Genomic DNA, 17,597 nt, shown 5'->3' with positions numbered 1-17,597 from the left:
TGTCTATGCAGAAACATTTGTGCGCGTTTGCCCCCCAAACACAGCTTGGAATCCTTTCCGGGTTTGGGTATTTTGCGTGCAGATTCGGGTGGGACTGAGCGGGAGTCCGCTTTTGGCCGAGTCGCGAGATTTCGAGATTGCAGGTTTGGTTCGTGAGCCGGACGATCCGGGGACTGGGTGGAACTTATGAATAAAATTGCACTTCGAGCGCAGGGTGTAATCGCCGCCAGCGTGATCTGGTTCGGTGGCGCCGCGCTCGCCCAGGGGCTGCCTGGTCAACAGCAGAACCAGCAGAATCAGCAAGGCCAAGGTCAACAGCAGGGTGCTGGACCGCAGCAGGGACAAGGCGGCCCGTTCCAGGGCGCCGGTCCATTGCAGGGCGGCAATCCGGGGGGCGCAGGCCCGCTTCAGGGCGGCAATCCCGGAGAAGGAGCCGGCCCGCAGGGTGGCAATCCCGGCGGTGCGGGCCCGCAGCAATTCGGCGCGGGCGGCGCACCCGGTGGCGCTCCAGGCGGCGCGCCCGGTGGCGGTGCCTTGCAGGGTGCCGGCCCATTGCAAGGCGGCGCGCCCGGTGGCGCAGGCCCGCTTCAGGGCGGCAACCCGGGCGGTGCCGGCCCGCAGCAGTTCGGTGCGGGTGGTGGTGCGCCGGGAGGCGGCCTGCCAGGTGCCGGTCCTGCTCAGGGTGGCGGTGTCATCCAGGGCGCCGGTCCGCTTCAGGGCGGTGCGCCCGGTGGTGCCGGTCCGCAATTCGGGGCAGCGCCTGCGGGCGGTGCCGGCCCGGCTCCGGGTGGTGGCCCGCTGCAGGGTGCCGGCCCGTTGCAGGGCGCCGGTCCGCTTCAGGGTGCCGGTCCGCTTCAGGGCGCTGGGCCGCTACAAGGCGCCGGCCCGCTTCAGGGTGCCGGCCCACTTCTCGGTGTAGGTCCATTGCAGGGCGCGGGCCCGTTGCTGGGCGCCGGTCCGCTCCAGGGTGCCGGCCCGCTGGTCGGCGCGGGTCCCTTGCAGGGCGCCCCGCCGTTGATCACGGGAAACTCCGCCATCACGAGTGGTCCGGTCTTGACGGCGTTCAATGCGCCGCCACCGCCGCCGCCACCGCCGGTGAGTCTGTTGACGCCGCCGCCGCCCGCGCCGCCGCCGCCGCCTGCACCGCCGCTGCCGCCGATCGTCACGCCGCCGCCGCCCGCTCCTCCGCCGGCGCCCGAGCCCCCGGTGCAACCGGTTTGCGTGACGTGCGGTGGAACGCCGGAACCTCCCGGTCCGCCGCCGCCGCCGCCGATTAGTCCACCGGCGCCGACGTGCTTCAACGCGAGCTGCACGTAACCGACTCTTTGCCGTGCAGTGCTTTTTCCAACCGACGATAGGACCATTGCCGGGATGGCAAGCGGCGCCCATGTGGATTAGCGCGAATCGCTCCCATCTCGTCTGGACGCCGCTGCTTGGTTGGATCCTGCTGTCCTGCGCCGCGGCGTCGGCTCAGGTTCAGATGGCCCAGGCCCCGCCGGCGGCGGCCGGGGCCGCCGCCGGTACGGACGGCGGGGCCGCGACGCCGGCGACCGTCATTCCGCCGGGAGGCGCGGCGCCGGCGCCGCCTTCGACCCTGACCCGGGACGAGACGCCCGGCCGGCGGGACGCCGCGACTCCGGATCAGCAGACGACGCCGACCGGTGCCCGCGCCGGCAGCGTCATCGGCGGTTTCGGTCCGATCGGGATCACGCCGAGCGTGCAGTCGAGCATCTCGTCGTCGGTCGCCAGTTCGATCGCCACGTCGGTGCAAACGCCGTTCGGCGGCGGCGGCGCGCCGCGCGACGACCTCGGCGTCACGCTGGGGTCGTTCCGCCTCTTCCCGCAGATCGAGGTGAATGTCGGTTCCGACAGCAACGTGTTCGCGCAGAACGCCTCGCAGGGCACGGTCGGCTCGCTCTACACGTCCATCCTGCCGAGCCTCGAGCTCAGGTCGCAGTGGCTCAATCACGAACTGCGCGGCGTGCTCAACGGCGGGTTCGGCTTCTATGCCAACGCGCCGTCGCAGAACTACCAGAACTACACGGCCCGCGTGGACGCCAAGCTCGAGATCCAGCAGGATTTCTACGTGCCGGTTTCGGTGGGCTACCGGCGCCAGACCGAACCGCTGGGCACCCCCAACACGACGGCGGTGTCGGCGCCGACCGTGGTCGACATCATTCCCGTCCGGATCGGCCTCTACCAGCGCTTCAACCGCTTCTTCTACGAGGCGAGTGCCTCGGCGACGCGCTACTGGCATCACGACTTCAGCAACCTGGTCTCCGGCGGCCTGCCGGCCTCGAGCCGCGACCGCATCGAGTACGAGGAGAGGATCCGCCTCGGCTACGAGATCACCGACGATTTCGCCATCTTCATCCAGCCGGCGATCAACCAGCGCCGCTACACCAACTTCTTCAATGTCGCCGGGCAGGAGCGCAACTCCGACGGCTTCAACATGGGGGTGGGCTTCACCCAGAAGTTCACGGCGACCAGTTCGATCGAAGGCAACCTGGGCTACCAGACCCAAAACTACATCACCGGGCCGACGTCCGATTACACCTTCGGCCTGTCGGGCAACTGGACCGGATATGCCCCCCTGACCTTGCGGCCGAACATCTCGCGGTCGATCACGGAATCGGCGCTGAGCACCTACAAGAACATCGTCAGCACGGTGCTCGGCCTCGACTTCACCTACGTCATCCACGACGCCTGGACGGCCATCGGCGGGTTCTCGGTCAACAACGCCGAATACAATCCCGTCGACGCAACAGTCACACAGCCTCGCACCGACCGAATCTATCGTGGGCAGCTCGGCGTTCTTTATTCCTTCCGCCCGGAGTTCCAGATCGGCCCAGTGTTCGAGTACACCAAGGGCACGTCGACGGACAACGTGGGCGGGCCGGCCTATGATCGGCGGGTCGTGTTTCTCCGGTTGGTGGGCAAGCGGTGATGTCGTGGTGAACGCGCGCGTTTTCTTTTCCCGGGCCTTGGCGGCTGCCGTGGCGGTTTTCCTGGCCGGCTGCTCGGATCGGACGACCACGGGCATCTACGCACTGCCCCTGGCGCCGGAGACGGTGCCCCAGGTCGGCGTGCCGCCTCAGGTCGGTCCGACGAACGCGCCGGATCGCGAGTGCAAGCAGCAGCAGACCGAGTACAAGCTCGGCTCGGGCGACAAGATCAGGGTCGTGGTGCTGTCCGATCCGCAGTTCTCCGGGGACTACGAGGTCAATTCGGCCGGCACGATCAATGCGCGCATGCTGGGCAACATGTCGGTCACCGGGTCGACGACCGCCGATCTCGAGGAGCAGCTCAAGAGCCGCTATCTCTCGGCGGGCTTCCTGACCGATCCGCGCATCAGCGTCGAACTGGTGAGCTACCGGCCGTTCTTCATCATCGGCGAGGTCAGCCGGCCGGGTTCGTTTCAATACCTGTCCTGCCTGCGGGTCGTGCAGGCGGTGGCGGTGGCAGGCGGCTACACGAGGCGCGCGTCGCGCGCGCGCATCACGATTCGCCGCTTCTTTTCGAATTTCGCCGAGGAAGAGTACGTGACGGAGGACACTCTAGTCGAACCGGGCGATGTCGTCCGGGTGCCGGAGCGGTACTTCTAGTGAGCTGGATCAATGACACTGCCGGCGGATGGTGGGATCCGGTGGCACGTAGTGCAGGGAAACGGCGGCCAATGCGGCCGCGGGATGGTGTGTGATGAGCCTTCTGCCTAGGGTAAACCGTATTGGCGACGATTCCGGCGGCAACCGCCTGCCCGGCATGCTCGACCCCAACGCGCCTCCCGGCATCGCGCCGCCGGAGAGCGCGACCAACGAGCTGTGGGAATGGCTGCGGCTCCTCAACCGGCGCAAGGCGCTGATCGTCAGCTCAGGCCTCGTCGCCGTCGCCCTGATGGCACTGATCATCGCCCAAGCCACGCCGCTCTACAAGGCGTCGTCGCGTATCATGCTCGACACCCGCACCTTCAAGGTGGTGAACACCGAGTCGGCGCTGTCGGGCGTCGACACGCTCAACCTCGGCGCGATCCAGAGCGAACTCGAGGTCATCCAGTCGGAGTTCCTGATCGGCCGGGTCGTGGACCGGCTCGGGCTTGCTTCCAACCCGGATTTCAACGGCAGCCGTCCGCCGGGCTTCCTCGACACCACGCTCGCGCCGATTCGCGAGATCTGGCACTCGGGCATCGCCTCGATCCTCGCACCATCGCCTGAGGCGCCACCGCAGCCGCAACAGGCGGCGCCCGCGCGTCCGCAGCGCGGCGACGACAACGATCCCAACCGGCGCGCCGCCATCGGCGCGGTGTCGGGCGGCCTCAGCGTGTCGCTGCTCGGCCGCAGCTTCGTCATCGTCATCACGGTGGAAAGCCCGGATGGCGCCATGTCGGCGCGCATCGCCAATGCCATGGCGGAGGTCTATCTGGCCGACCAGGTCGACAACAAGAACGAGGCCAACCGGCGCGCCACGGAATGGCTCGAGGAGCGCCTGGCCGAGTTGCGCCGCAACCTGCAGGTCGCGGAAGAGGCCGTGGCCACCTACCGCCGCGACAAGGGCCTGTCGGGCAGTCCGGAGGCGGCCGTCTCGACCCAGACGCTCGCCGAGCTCAACGCCAAGTACATTTCCGCCAAGACCCGCCGCATCGAGAAGGAGGGCCGTCTGGTCGCGCTCGCCAAGGCGAGCCTGAACCCCAACGAGCTCGCCAACATCTCCGAGGTGGCGATGAACGCCTCGCTGACCAGTCTGCGCACCCAGGAACAGGAGCTGACGCGCAAGCTGTCGGAGTACTCGACCCAGTTCGGACCCAATCATCCCAAGGTCCAGCAGGCCAACGCCGAGCTCACGTCGGTGCGCAGCCGCTTCCAGACGCAGACCCAGAGCATCACGCTCGCGATTCGTGCAGAGCTCGACGCCGCCAAGGCCGAAGAGGAGGAGCTCAGGACCCAGGTCGAGCGCGCCTCGGTCCTGTCGGGTGCGACCAGCCAGTACGAGGCCGAGCTCAAGCAGCTCGAGCGCGAGGCGCAGTCGAACCGCGCGCTCTACGAGAGCTTCCTGAACCGCTTCAAGGAGCTGCGCGAGCAGCAGGACATCCAGCGCGCCGACGCGCGCATCCTGGCCTATGCCTGGCCGTCGGGCGTGCCGAGCTCGCCGAACTACAAGACCGGCCTGTTCGCCGCCTTCATCATCGGCTGCCTGCTCGGCGTCGCCGGCTCGATCGCGGCCGAGAAGCTCGACCGCGTGTTCCGCTCGGCCTCGCAGGTCGAGAAGGCGACCGGCGTGGCCGTGCTCGGCATGATCCCGCTGGTGCGCGGCGCGATGGGACAGCGCGCCTCGATCGTCAGCACCGTGCTCGACAAGACGACGTCGTCGGCGGCCGAGGCGATGCGCGCGGTGTTCACCGCGATCAGCCTCAGCAACCTCGACCGTCCGCCGCGCGTGCTCGCCGTGACGTCGTCCACGCCGGGCGAGGGCAAGACGACCTTCGCCGCGGCGCTGGGCGGCCTGCTCACCAAGATGAACGCCTCGCGGCGCGTGCTGCTGGTCGACCTCGACCTCCGGCGCGCCAACCTCGCCGTGGCGTTCGGCGTCAAGGATCGCGGCGGCACCATCGACGAGTACCTGATGGGTACCAAGACGCTCGACCAGTGCGTGCGCCGCCACGACCTGTCCGGCGTCGACTACATCTGCGCCCGGCCCGACACGCCGAATGCCCCGGAAGTGCTCGAATCGCACGCGATGAAGGCGGCGCTCGCCACCTTCGCCGAGCGCTACGACCTGGTGATCCTCGATAGCCCGCCGGTGATGGCGGTGTCCGATGCGCGCATCATCTCGCAGCTCGCCGACTACACGATCTTCGTCGTGCACTGGGCCAAGACCGCGCGCGACGTCGTCACCTCGGCCGTCGCCGCGCTGCGCAACGTCACCGACCGGGTCGGCATCGTCATCAACAAGGTCAACCTCGCCAAGCATGCCATGTACGAGTACGGCGACTACGGCGACTACTACTCGCGCTACCAGGGCTACTACGGTGCGTCGACGGCCACGTCGCCCTCCGGCGGCACCGGCAGCAGCAGGACAGGCGGCGACGCCGGCGAAGGCGGCGGCATTGGCGGCATGAGCGGCCTCGACAAGCTGAAGCGCATCGTGCCGCGGGTCGTGAAGTAGGCAGCGCGCCCCCGGCGGGGCGCGTGTAGTCTGGTTGGGCATGTTTGGACGTTGGTTTGGGCGCGGCACGGCGGCCCGGCCCGGCAAGGTTGCCGATGGCCGGGCGGTATATGCCGTGGGCGATATCCATGGCCGGCTCGATCTGCTCGACGATCTGCTGCGGCGGATCGGCGAGGATGCGGCGCGCCATTCGGGCGACCGCGAGAGGGTTCTCGTCTTCCTCGGCGACTACATCGACCGCGGCCCCGCGAGCCGCGGCGTGGTGGAGCGGCTGCTTGCCGATCCGCTGCCCGGCTTCGCTACCATCCGCCTGCTCGGCAATCACGAGGAGGCGATGCTCGATTTCCTCGACGGCCGCAGCGACGGGCTCGACTGGCTGTCCTACGGCGGGCTCGAGACGCTGCTGTCCTACGAGGTGCCGCTGAGGGCGTTGCCCAACACGCTGGCCGCCGTCACCGAGCTGCGCCGCGCGCTCGCCGCTGCGGTTCCACGGACGCACGAGGCCTTCCTGCGCGGCTGCATGCTCCGCCACGACGAGGGCGATTATCTCTTCGTGCATGCCGGCGTGCGGCCCGGTGTGCCGCTCGACAGGCAATCGCCGACCGACCTGCTGTGGATCCGCGACGACTTCCTGCGCGTGCGGGTGCCGCTGCCCGACCGCGTCGTCGTCCATGGCCATACGATCGTCGATTTGCCTCAGGATCGCAGCCACCGCATCAACCTCGACACCGGCGCGTTCGTCAGCGGCCGTCTGACGGCGCTCGCGCTGCGCGGCACCGGGCGCCGCTTCATTTGCACGCTGGACGCCTGACCCGATGGCGGTGCGCCTCAACATCGGCTGCGGCCAGACGCCGACCGAGGGCTGGATCAACTACGACAATTCGCTGGCGGTCCGCCTCGCCGGGGCGCCGCCGTTCGCCTGGGCGCTGGGCCTGTTCGGACTGCTCGACGCGGGCAACCGGGAGTTCGCCGCCTTCGCCCGCCGCCGCAACATCCGCTGGGCCGACGCGACGCGACGCATCCCGCATGCCGATGGCGCGGTCGACGTCGTCTACTCCTCGCACATGATCGAGCATCTCGACCGGCGCCAGGCGCGCGGGTTCCTGGCGGAATGCCGTCGCGTGCTGAAGTCCGGCGGGCTGTTGCGCCTCGCCGTGCCCGACCTCTGCCTGCCGGTGCGCGAGTACCTCGCCGACGGCAACGCCGACCTCTTTCTCGAGCAGCTCCAGTTCGACCTCGACCGACCGCACGGTTTCGGCGAGCGTCTGCGCCATTTCCTCTCGGGCGGCGGGCGCAATCACCACTGGATGTACGACGAGCGCTCGATCGCCCGGCTGGTGGCGGCGGCGGGCTTCGACGACGTCCGCACGCTGCCGGCCGGCAGCAGCCGCATCGCCGACGCCGGCGACCTCGATCTCGCCGAACGATCCGAGGAGAGCATCTACCTCGAGGCGACGCGCCCCTGACGCCGTGTCGCCCGTTCGTCGAGCCAGCGTAGGCCGACCGGATAGGCGAATTTGATCAGCAACGCATAGACGATCAGGAACATGACGGCGGTGCCGAGAATCTTGGGCAGCGAAAGCTCCACGCCCGTCCCTCCGACGGTGTAGAGGATCGCGGCCGCCGTGGCCTCCCGCACCATCCAGGGCAGCGGCGCGCTCATGACGTATCGCACGACGGCCGCCAGCAGCAGGCCCAGCACGAACACCCCGGCGAACATGGCCGGGACGCCGAAATCGACGTAATTCTCGGCGATGTAGCCGACGCTGATCGACGTGGTGCTGCGGATGGCATCGCTGGCGTCGCCGCGGGTCAGGCGGAGATAGACGTCGATGTCGGACAGCTGCGCCTTGTTGGGGAACAGGAAGCGGGGCTGGAAGACATGCTGGAACGCCTCGTTCCACTGCTGCATGAACGTCTGCTGGCGCGCTTCCTTGTCCACGGCGATCACGGAACCGAAGATGTCGACATAGGCGAGTCGGTGCAGCAGGGCATGGCTCGCCTTGGCCCAGTCGGTCTGGCCGATCGCCAGCGCCTGTCGGGCGACGTAGCCGATGCGTTCGCCGATCGGGATTTGCAGCGCCTGGGTTTCCACTCCCGCGGTGGCGACCCCTCGGTAGTCCTGCTTGATCGACGTCCAGAAGAGCGACATGACGAGCAGGAGGGCGGCCAGCATTCCGGCGACGATGCTCGCGGTGCCCGACCAGGATATTCGTGCCGCCAGCGCCGCCAGTGCGAGCACGATGAAGGGCGCCTTGAAGTCGCTGAGAAGACCGGAAAAGCCGACGACGACCTCAATGGCGATGGCGATCACGAGGAATGGAATCCCCCGCCGCGTCGTCAGGACGACCGCAAAGAGCAAGAAGAGCGCGGCCAGCTTGAACTGCGCGACGGCATTGATCTGCTGGTAGATGGCCGGCAGTACGCCGATCGCGTGGCCGGCCGCCATCGAGAAGCCCAGGGCGGCGAGATAAACCAGGAAGAGGTCGAACGGCCGCCATGTCAGGTGCGCGCGCTCGGTGTCCGGCGGAACGGGGCCGGAAGCCAGGACGAAGCGGAAGGCCAGCGCGAGCACCACGACCGACGCCAGCATGTACCAGTAGGCATCGGCGACCCACGGCCCGTAGATGCTGCTCGACATGCGCTCGCCCTCGACCATCCCGACGAACACCCGGCCGTAGACCTGGAGCCATTGCCAGAGCAGGTAGAAGGGAACGATGGCAGGAAAGCTCGGGCCGGTGGTGACGAGATGCAGCACGATCCAGGGCACAAGCCCACCTGCCACGGCCGCCAACGGGTCGGGCGAAAACGGTGCGATGAGCACGCCAAATACCGCCACTGCGCCCGACAGGCGCTGCAGCCGCGCGAAGTCGAGCGTTTTCGGCGCGTCCGGGCGATAGCGCGGGCCAGCCGCCGCCAAGGCTGCGGAGTAATCTTTCATTAAGAATGCGATTAGTGGGAATGTCTCCTCGACGCAAGAGGCTGGGACCGAGCCTCTTGTCGCAATCCCTCCTGCGCGGGTGGCCGAGTCCGACCGGCCGCTACAGCCGCCACAGGGTGACGCCCGCCGGCGTCGATGCGCGGTCGAGCAGGGCGGGCACGTCGGCGACGAAGCCGCCGTCGGGCTTCAGGAGCTTGCGGACCAGCCGCCATCCGCCCTCGCGGTAAGGTCGGTGCGCCACCGCCAGCACCACGGCGTCGGCGGGCTGCAGCCTGTCGGGCGGCGTGAGCTCGAGCCCGTACTCCTCCCGGAGGAGATCGCCGTCGGCCATCGGGTCGCTCAGCTGGACGGTGATGCCGAACTCGGCGAGCTCGCGGGCGATGTCCACGACCCGGGTGTTGCGGATGTCGGGCACGTTCTCCTTGAAGGTGACCCCCAGCACCGTGACCACGGGCCGCCCGTTGCCCGAGCGCCGCATGATCGAGCGCGCGACGCGGTTGGCGACGTAGAGGCCCATGCCGTCGTTGACGCGGCGGCCGGAATGGATGACGTGCGGATGGTAGCCGACCTCCTCGGCCTTGTGGGCGATGTAGAACGGATCGACGCCGATGCAGTGGCCGCCGACCAGGCCGGGCCGGAAGGGCAGGAAGTTCCACTTGGTGCCGGCCGCCGTCAGCACGTCCTGCGTGTCGACGCCGAGCCGGTCGCAGATCAGCGCGACCTCGTTGACCAGCGCGATGTTGACGTCGCGCTGGGTGTTCTCGAGCACCTTGGCGAATTCGGCGACCCGGATCGACGGCGCGCGATGGGTGCCCGCGCTCACCACCCGGCGATAGACGGCGTCGACGACGTCGAGCGTCTCGGGCGTGTCGGCAGCGACGATCTTCAGGATGCTGTCGAAGCGGCGCTCCTTGTCGCCCGGATTGATGCGCTCCGGCGAGTAGCCGACGTTGAAGTCGGTCTTCCACTCGAGACCGGAACTCTCCTCGAGGACGGGAATGCACACATCCTCGGTCACGCCCGGATAGACCGTCGATTCGTAGACCACGATGTCGCCGCGCTTGAGCACCTGGCCGATGGTGCGCGAGGCGCTGCGCAGCGGCTCGAGATTGGGCTGCTTGCTGGCGTCGATCGGCGTGGGCACCGTGACGATATGGAAGTCGGCCGCTTTCAGGTCCGTGGCCTTCGAGGTGAAGTAGAGCGCCGGCGCCTTGAGGGCGGCCGGATCGACCTCTCCGGTGCGGTCGTGGCCGCGGGTCAGTTCGGTGACGCGGCGCTGGTCGATGTCGAAGGCGACGACCTTGATGCCGGCGCGGGCGAACGTGGCCGCCACCGGCAGGCCGACATAGCCCAGCCCGATGACGGAGAGGCGGCGATTCATGTGAAGGTGGCGGAGCGTGGCGGTTGCAGGTGACCCGAAAGGACGCGTGCAGTCATTCTATCGGGGCGTCGCAAGGTCCGTCGACAAAAATGGCCGCAACGTCGCAGCGGCGTCCTCGGGACTTGCCTTGCACCCGCCTGCTGGGTCAGAGTAAAGCCAACGTCCTGGGGCGGCAGCGCCAGGGAACAAGGCAAGCGCCCGAGCACGGCGTCGCGCCACAAGAATACGCTCTCGATCCTCTTGCCCCCCAGGAATTCGAGGATGCTCGATCAACCTCACGGACGATTCGGCTCGAGATCGCCGGGTTCTCCTGTCGGCAGACCCTACCAGCGCACCGCCGCACTCGTCTGGCCGGACGTCGGCCGGCGTCCCACGTTCGTCGTCATCGAGCAGCCCCGCCGGCTTCGGCACGGCTCTCTGAAGGCGCTGCTCGTCGTCCTGGTCCTGCTTCTGCCGGCAGGCGCTGCGGCCTGGCTGTTCGTCGAAGTCGAGCGGTGGCGCGCCCTTCCCGCGCCGCGAATTGCCTGGGGGCCGGCCGTCTCGCCCTTGCCGGCGGCGGGCATCGAGGCGCCTGCGGCCGAGCCGTTCCGGGCGGAGAATTTCTGGCCGGCGCCGACGGTGGGTCCCGCGGAGTTCAGGGCGCCCGGCGCCCCGCCGGAGCCCGTGCAGGACGAGCCGCAGTCGACCGACAGCTACGAGACGGTCGTGCGGCTGGGCAAGGGCGACACCGTCGCCGGTCTGCTGGGCGATCTCGACTTTGCCCGCGAGGAGATTGCCCGCGCCGTCGCGACGCTCGCCGACCACGTCGAAATGCGCCGATTGCCGGTCGGCCTGTCGATGGCCGTGCAGGTGCGCGCGCCGGGCGAGGGCGAGGAGGCCAAGCCGATCCTGCAGGCCCTCACCATCCGCCCGGAGGCGCGGCGCGAGATCACGCTCGAGCGCGACGACAAGGGCGATTTCGCCGCGCGCGAGAAGGTGTTCGAGACCGAGGCCCGGGTCGAGCGCGTGTCGGGCTCGATCGACGGCTCGTTGATCGGCAGCGCCGCGCAGGCGGGCGTGCCGGCGCGCGCCATGGCCGAGATGCTGCGCGCCTTCTCGTGGGACGTGAACTTCCAGCACGACATCAAGGTCGGCGATCGCTTCGATGTCATGCTCGAGCAGTCCTGGACGAGCGACGGCAAGCCGGTCGATTCTGGGCGCGTGCTGTGGGCCAGCCTGACCACCGAGGGCGGCCGCAAGACCCACACCGTCTATCGCTTCCAGCCGCGCGGCGGCGAGGATTTCTTCTACGACGGCGAGGGCCGCAGCGTCGTCAAGTCGCTGCTGCGCACGCCGCTCAACATGAGCCGCATCTCCTCGACCTTCGGCATGCGCCGCCATCCGCTGCTCGGCTTTACGCGCATGCACACCGGCGTCGATTTCGCCGCGCCGACGGGCACGCCCATCCTCGCCGCCGGCAGCGGGACGGTGGCGCAGGCCGGCCGCAACGGCGGCTACGGGCTGTGGGTCCTGATCCGCCACGAGAACGGCCTGTCGACGGGCTACGCCCACATGCACGGCATCGCGCGCGGCGTCAGGGTCGGCACGCGCGTGCGCCAGGGTCAGGTGATCGGCTTCGTCGGCAGCACCGGCATGTCGACCGGCCCGCACCTTCATTTCGAGCTCCATCGCAACGGCCGCCCGGTGAATCCGCTCGACGTGGCACGCACCGAGATCCGCACGCGCCTGACGGGCGATGAGCTCGCACGCTTCAAGGTCGCGGTGGCGGGCATCGATCGCCAGCGGACGCAGGCGTCGAGCGCGGGGCAATAGAGCGCCGCCCGCCGCTCACTGCGGGCAGGCGGCCCGCTCCCAGACCACCATCGGCTTGCCGGCGCGCAGCAGCATCATCGCTTCGAGGCCGCGATATCCGGCCGGCGTCAGGTCGATGGCGAGACGGCCGCCGTCGAGGAAGAGGATGACGACCGCGCGGTCGGATTCCTCGACCGCGGCCACCACCTTGCCGACCAGTCTGTCCGGCGTCGTCACGGGTGGCGTCAATTGCCGGCGGTTGAAGATCGAGAGGCGAATGAAGGGCCCGAAGGCCAATCGCAGGTCGTCATCCGCCTCTCGCGCTTCGGTGACGGCGAGCCCGCGGAGGGATTGGGCGAGTGGGGTGGTCATGCGATCGCCAGCGTCGCCGGTGACGCCCGGGGTGACGGTGGCGAAACGCACAAAGCGCCGCCGATACAGGTTGACGTTTACGTAAAGGTAAACTACCTAACCGGGGCTGGCGGCGCCCGCCCGGCCGGCCCAAAGTCCCATTCGAATGGATGTTTTTGGCAGAGTTCGGAGGAACCGTTCGTGACCGCGTTGGCCGCCCATTTCACGCCCGAGCACCAGATGTTCCGCGAGACCTGCCGGCGGTTCTTCGAGAAGGAAGTCACGCCGTTCCACATGAAGTGGGAAGAGGAAGGCGTTGTTCCGCGCGAGCTGTGGCGCAAGGCGGGCGCGCAGGGCCTGCTCGGCATGACGATGCCGGAGGAATATGGCGGGGCCGGCGGCGATTTCCTTTACAGTGCCATCCTGATCGAGGAGCAGGGCCGCGCGATCGCCTCGGGGCCGGCCTTCTCGCTGCACAACGACATCGTCGTGCCGTACCTGCTGCACTACGGCACGGAAGAGCAGAAGAAGAAGTGGATCCCCAAGGCCTGCTCGGGCGATCTGGTCACGGCGGTCGCCATGACCGAGCCGGGCACCGGCTCCGACCTGCAGTCGGTCAAGACCAACGCCGTCATGGACGGCAACCAGTGGGTGATCAACGGCTCCAAGACGTTCATCTCCAACGGCCAGCTCGCCGATCTGGTGATCGTGGTCGCCAAGACCGACGCCAAGCTCGGGGCCAAGGGCACGTCGCTGATCGTCGTCGAGACCGATACGCCGGGCTTCAAGCGCGGCCGCAATCTCGAGAAGATCGGCATGAAGGCGCAGGACACGTCGGAGCTGTTCTTCGACAACGTGCGCGTGCCGGCCGATCACCTGCTGGGCGGATCGGGCATGGGCTTCATCCAGCTCATGCAGCAGTTGCCACAGGAACGCCTGGTCATCGCCATCCAGGCGATCGCCGCGATCGAGGCCGCACTGGCGCACACCGTGGCCTACACCAAGGACCGCAAGGCCTTCGGCAAGCCGATCATCGACTTCCAGAACACCCGCTTCAAGCTGGCCGAGGTCAAGACCAAGGCGACGGTGGCGCGGGCCTTCGTCGACGACTGCGTCGCCCGGCATCTCAGGAAGGAGCTGGACGTCGCGACCGCCGCGATGGCCAAGTACTGGACCACCGAGCTGCAGTGCGAGGTGATGGACGAGTGCCTGCAGCTGTTCGGCGGCTACGGCTACATGTGGGAGTATCCCATCGCCCGGCTCTACGCCGACAGCCGCGTGCAGAAGATCTACGGCGGCACCAACGAGATCATGAAAGAGCTCATTGGCCGCACGCTCTAGCGAGTTGAAGGAGAACGCCATGACCGACGCATACATCTACGACGCCGTCCGCACGCCGCGCGGCAAGGGCCGCAAGGACGGTTCGCTGCACGAGGTGACTCCGGTGCGCCTCGCGGTGACGGCCCTGCAGGCGATCCGCGACCGCAACAAGCTCGACACCCACCTGGTCGACGACGTCGTGCTGGGCTGCGTCATGCCGATCGGCGAGCAGGGCGCCGACATCGCCCGCACGGCCGCCGTGGTCGCCGGCTACGCCGAGACCGTGTCGGGCGTGCAGGTCAACCGCTTCTGCGCCTCCGGCCTGGAAGCCACCAACATGGCGGCCGCCCAGGTCATGTCCGGCCAGAGCGAGGCGGCGATCGGCGGCGGCATCGAGAGCATGAGCCGTGTGCCGATGGGCTCGGACGGTGGCGCCTGGCCGACCGACCCGGCCGTCGCTATCCCGATGTACTTCGTGCCGCAGGGCATCTCGGCCGACTTGATCGCCACCAAGTACGGGCTGAGCCGCGACGACGTGGACGCCTATGCCGTCGAATCGCAGAAGCGCGCCAAGCACGCCTGGGACAACGGCTACTTCAAGAAGTCGATCGTGCCGGTGAGGGACCAGAACGGCGTCGAACTGCTGGCCAACGACGAGCTGATGCGGCCCACCACCACCATGCAGACCCTGGCCGCGCTCGAGCCGAGCTTCAAGATGCAGGGCGAGATGATGCCGGGCTTCAATGCCGTCGCCATCCAGCGCTATCCCGAGGTCGAGAAGATCAACCACGTCCATCATGCCGGCAATTCGTCGGGCATCGTCGACGGCGCGGCGGCGATCCTGATCGGCACGAAGGAGTTCGGCCAGAAGGCCGGCCTCAAGCCGCGCGCGCGCATCCGCTCCTTCGCGTCCGTCGGCTCGGAGCCCGCCATCATGCTGACCGGTCCCGCGCCCTCGACCGAGAAGGCGCTGAAGCGGGCCGGCATGGGCGTGAAGGACATCGACCTGTTCGAGCTCAACGAGGCCTTCGCCGCCGTCGTGCTGCGCTACATGCAGATCCTCAAGATGCCGCACGACAAGATCAACGTGAACGGCGGTGCCATCGCCATGGGCCATCCGCTCGGCGCCACCGGAGCCATGATCCTCGGCACGCTGCTCGACGAACTGGAGCGGCGCAACCTCTCGACCGGCCTCGCCACGCTCTGCGTCGGCGCCGGCATGGGTACGGCCACCATCATCGAGCGCGTGTAGCAAGACCTCGCCGCCGCCCACCCGTCGAGACGGCCGCTGCGCGGCCTCCTCAGGGTGAGGCGGCGGTGGTTTCGAAGTAGTCCTCACCCTGAGGAGCGAGCGTCTCGAAGGGTGGCAACGCGAGGAATTCGGAGACCAACATGATCAACTACAACGTCGACGGCGACGGCATCGCCACCATCACTTGGGACATGCCGAACCGCACGATGAACGTGCTGAACGAGGCCTCGATGACGGCCTATGCCGGCGCCCTCGACGAGGCCCTCAAGGACGACAAGGTCAAGGGCATCATCGTCACGTCGGGCAAGGACAGCTTCATCGCCGGCGCCGATCTCGACATGCTGCTGAACGTCGACACGTCGGATGCCGCGAAGCTGATGGACCAGTTCAGCCAGCTGCAGAAGATGTTCCGGCGCCAGGAGACCGGCGGCAAGCCGATCGTCGCCGCCATCAACGGCACGGCGCTGGGCGGCGGCTTCGAGATCTGCCTCGCCTGCCACTATCGCATCGCCGCGGCCAATCCCAAGACCAAGGTCGGCCAGCCCGAGGTGAAGATAGGCCTGCTGCCGGGCGGCGGCGGCACGCAGCGCATCCCGCGCCTGATCGGCGTGATGAACGCGGCTCCCATCCTGCTGGAGGGCAAGGATCTCACGGTCGATGCCGCGAAGGGCCTCGGCCTGATCCACGAGGTCGTTCCCGCCAACGAGCTGCTCGCCAGGGCCAAGGCCTGGCTGACCGCGCCGGCGACCGAGCAGGTCGTTCCGGAATACGCCGGCAAGGGCGCCAAGCCGATCGACGGCCGGGCCGTGCAGCCGTGGGACCGCAAGGGCTTCAAGACGCCGGGCTTTCCCGGCGGCCAGGTATGGAGTCCGCCCGGCGTGCAGACCTTCATCGGCGGCAATGCCATGATCGCCGGCAAGACCAACGGCGTGTATCCGGCGCCCAAGGCGATCATGAGCTGCGTCTACGAGGGCCTGCAGCTGCCGTTCGACACCGGCCTCAAGGTCGAGACGCGCTACTTCGTCTCGCTGCTGCGCGATCCCGTCGCCAAGAGCATGATCCGCACGCTGTTCTTCGGTCTGCAGGAGGCGAACAAGCTCGCCCGCCGCCCCAAGGGCGTGCCGAAGCAGGAGTACAAGAAGATCGGCGTCCTCGGCGCCGGCCTGATGGGCGCCGGCATCGCCACGGTCTCGGTGCAGGCCGGCCTCGACATCGTGCTGGTCGATCGCGACCAGGCCTCGGCCGACAAGGGCAAGGCGCACATCGCCGACGAGCTCGGCAAGCTGGTCAAGCGCGGCCGCCTCGCGCAGGACAAGGCCGACGCCATGCTCGCCAAGGTGACGGCGACGCCGGACTTCGGCGCGCTCAAGGGTTGCCAGATCGTGATTGAGGCGGTGTTCGAGAACCGCGAAGTCAAGGCCGAGGCGACGAAGAAGGCCGAGGCGGCGCTCGCTGCCGACGCGGTGTTCGCTTCCAACACCTCGACCCTGCCGATCACCGGACTGGCCGAGGCCTCGGCGCGGCCGGCCAACTTCATCGGCCTGCATTTCTTCTCGCCCGTCGAGAAGATGCCGCTGGTCGAGATCATCGTCGGCACGAAGACCTCGCAGGAGACGCTCGCCCGCGCGCTCGACTTCGTGCAGAAGATCCGCAAGACGCCGATCGTGGTGAACGACAGCCGCGGTTTCTTCACGAGCCGCGTCTGCGGCGCCTTCATCTCCGAGGGCCATCGCCTGCTGAAGGAAGGCGTGCCGGCGGCGATGATCGAGAACTGCGCCAGGTTCGCCGGCATGCCGGTGGGCCCGCTGTCGCTCAACGACGAGGTGGCGATCGACCTGTCGTGGAAGATCATGGACCAGACGCGGCGTGATGCCGAGGCCGCTGGCCAGAAGTACGAGGGCTCGGGCGCCGACGATATTCTCGAGCTCATGGTCAAGAAGCTGGAGCGCTTCGGCCGCAAGAACGGCAAGGGCTTCTACGATTATCCGGCCGACGGCAAGAAGCGGCTCTGGCCGGACCTGCAGAAGCACTTCCCGGCCGATCCCAAGCTGCTCTACGGCGAGGGCGAGGACAAGCGCGCCAAGGAAACCGAGATCAAGAAGCGGCTGCTCTACGTCCAGGCCGTCGACACGGCGCGTTGCCTGGAGGCCAATGTGCTGACCGATCCGCAGGACGGCGACGTCGGCTCGATCATGGGACTGGGCTTCGCGCCTCAGACCGGAGGCGCGATCAGCCTGATCGACCAGGTCGGCGTCAAGCAGTTCGTCGCCGAGTGCGACGAGCTCGCCGGGAAGTACGGCAAGCAGTTCGAGGTGCCGAAGCTCCTGCGCGACATGGCAGCGAAGGGCCAGAGCTTCTACGGCAAGGCATCGGCAAAGGCGGCCTAGAACGCGCGTTTCGCG

Annotated in this window: 14 protein-coding genes and 1 pseudogene; 11 read left to right on the top strand and 4 right to left on the bottom strand. The window is 68.2% G+C overall.

Annotation, left to right across the window (positions count from 1 at the left end; genetic code table 11):
• Positions 1–3: 3 nt before the first annotated feature.
• Positions 4–558, bottom strand: coding sequence for a hypothetical protein (locus KIT25_14370; protein ID UYN93245.1), 555 nt, complete (start codon positions 556–558; stop codon positions 4–6).
• On the opposite strand from KIT25_14370, the gene KIT25_14365 reads away from it, so the two are divergent.
• The 7 genes and pseudogenes from KIT25_14365 (at position 542) to KIT25_14335 (ending at position 7,625) form a co-directional block, all read left to right on the top strand.
• Positions 542–919 carry a hypothetical protein gene (locus KIT25_14365; protein ID UYN93244.1) on the top strand — a complete coding sequence of 126 codons (378 nt, stop codon included), beginning with the start codon at positions 542–544 and terminating at the stop codon, positions 917–919. The genes KIT25_14370 and KIT25_14365 overlap by 17 nt on opposite strands.
• A gap of 152 nt (positions 920–1,071) precedes the next feature.
• Positions 1,072–1,284 (top strand): annotated as a pseudogene (locus KIT25_14360) (hypothetical protein).
• A 103-nt stretch (positions 1,285–1,387) separates the two neighbouring features.
• Complete coding sequence (locus tag KIT25_14355) at positions 1,388–2,947, top strand: outer membrane beta-barrel protein (protein ID UYN93243.1); 1,560 nt, start codon at positions 1,388–1,390, stop codon at positions 2,945–2,947.
• 49 nt (positions 2,948–2,996) lie between these two features.
• Complete coding sequence (locus KIT25_14350; GenBank protein UYN93242.1) at positions 2,997–3,605, top strand: polysaccharide export protein; 609 nt, start codon at positions 2,997–2,999, stop codon at positions 3,603–3,605.
• 94 nt (positions 3,606–3,699) lie between these two features.
• Positions 3,700–6,159 (top strand): polysaccharide biosynthesis tyrosine autokinase, encoded by a 2,460-nt coding sequence (locus KIT25_14345; protein UYN93241.1) that lies wholly within the window; start codon positions 3,700–3,702, stop codon positions 6,157–6,159.
• 40 nt (positions 6,160–6,199) lie between these two features.
• On the top strand, positions 6,200–6,970 hold the full coding sequence (locus KIT25_14340) for a serine/threonine protein phosphatase (protein ID UYN93240.1): 771 nt from the start codon (positions 6,200–6,202) through the stop codon (positions 6,968–6,970).
• Between the two features lie 4 nt (positions 6,971–6,974).
• On the top strand, positions 6,975–7,625 hold the full coding sequence (locus tag KIT25_14335; GenBank protein UYN93239.1) for a methyltransferase domain-containing protein: 651 nt from the start codon (positions 6,975–6,977) through the stop codon (positions 7,623–7,625).
• Here KIT25_14335 and KIT25_14330 read toward each other — a convergent pair.
• Positions 7,601–9,100, bottom strand: coding sequence for a hypothetical protein (locus tag KIT25_14330; GenBank protein ID UYN93238.1), 1,500 nt, complete (start codon positions 9,098–9,100; stop codon positions 7,601–7,603). The genes KIT25_14335 and KIT25_14330 overlap by 25 nt on opposite strands.
• Before the next feature lie 100 nt (positions 9,101–9,200).
• Positions 9,201–10,481 (bottom strand): nucleotide sugar dehydrogenase, encoded by a 1,281-nt coding sequence (locus KIT25_14325; GenBank protein ID UYN93237.1) that lies wholly within the window; start codon positions 10,479–10,481, stop codon positions 9,201–9,203.
• Positions 10,482–10,742: 261 nt separating this feature from the next.
• Here KIT25_14325 and KIT25_14320 point away from each other — a divergent pair, with 261 nt between their 5' ends.
• Positions 10,743–12,293, top strand: a complete 1,551-nt coding sequence (locus tag KIT25_14320; protein ID UYN93236.1) for a peptidoglycan DD-metalloendopeptidase family protein — start codon at positions 10,743–10,745, stop codon at positions 12,291–12,293.
• A gap of 15 nt (positions 12,294–12,308) precedes the next feature.
• On the opposite strand, the gene KIT25_14315 is transcribed toward KIT25_14320, so the two are convergent.
• Positions 12,309–12,695, bottom strand: a complete 387-nt coding sequence (locus KIT25_14315; protein UYN93235.1) for a hypothetical protein — start codon at positions 12,693–12,695, stop codon at positions 12,309–12,311.
• 168 nt (positions 12,696–12,863) lie between these two features.
• Here KIT25_14315 and KIT25_14310 point away from each other — a divergent pair, with 168 nt between their 5' ends.
• The 3 genes from KIT25_14310 (at position 12,864) to KIT25_14300 (ending at position 17,582) form a co-directional block, all read left to right on the top strand.
• A complete protein-coding gene (locus tag KIT25_14310; protein UYN97942.1) occupies positions 12,864–13,964 on the top strand; it encodes an acyl-CoA dehydrogenase family protein in 1,101 nt (366 codons plus the stop codon).
• Between the two features lie 19 nt (positions 13,965–13,983).
• Positions 13,984–15,195 (top strand): acetyl-CoA C-acetyltransferase, encoded by a 1,212-nt coding sequence (locus KIT25_14305; protein ID UYN93234.1) that lies wholly within the window; start codon positions 13,984–13,986, stop codon positions 15,193–15,195.
• Positions 15,196–15,335: 140 nt separating this feature from the next.
• On the top strand, positions 15,336–17,582 hold the full coding sequence (locus tag KIT25_14300; protein ID UYN93233.1) for an enoyl-CoA hydratase/isomerase family protein: 2,247 nt from the start codon (positions 15,336–15,338) through the stop codon (positions 17,580–17,582).
• Positions 17,583–17,597: the final 15 nt, after the last annotated feature.

Origin of the sequence: Enhydrobacter sp., from assembly GCA_025808875.1 — a bacterium.
GTDB lineage: Bacteria > Pseudomonadota > Alphaproteobacteria > Reyranellales > Reyranellaceae > Reyranella.
This window is presented reverse-complemented; position numbering and strand designations above follow the sequence as displayed.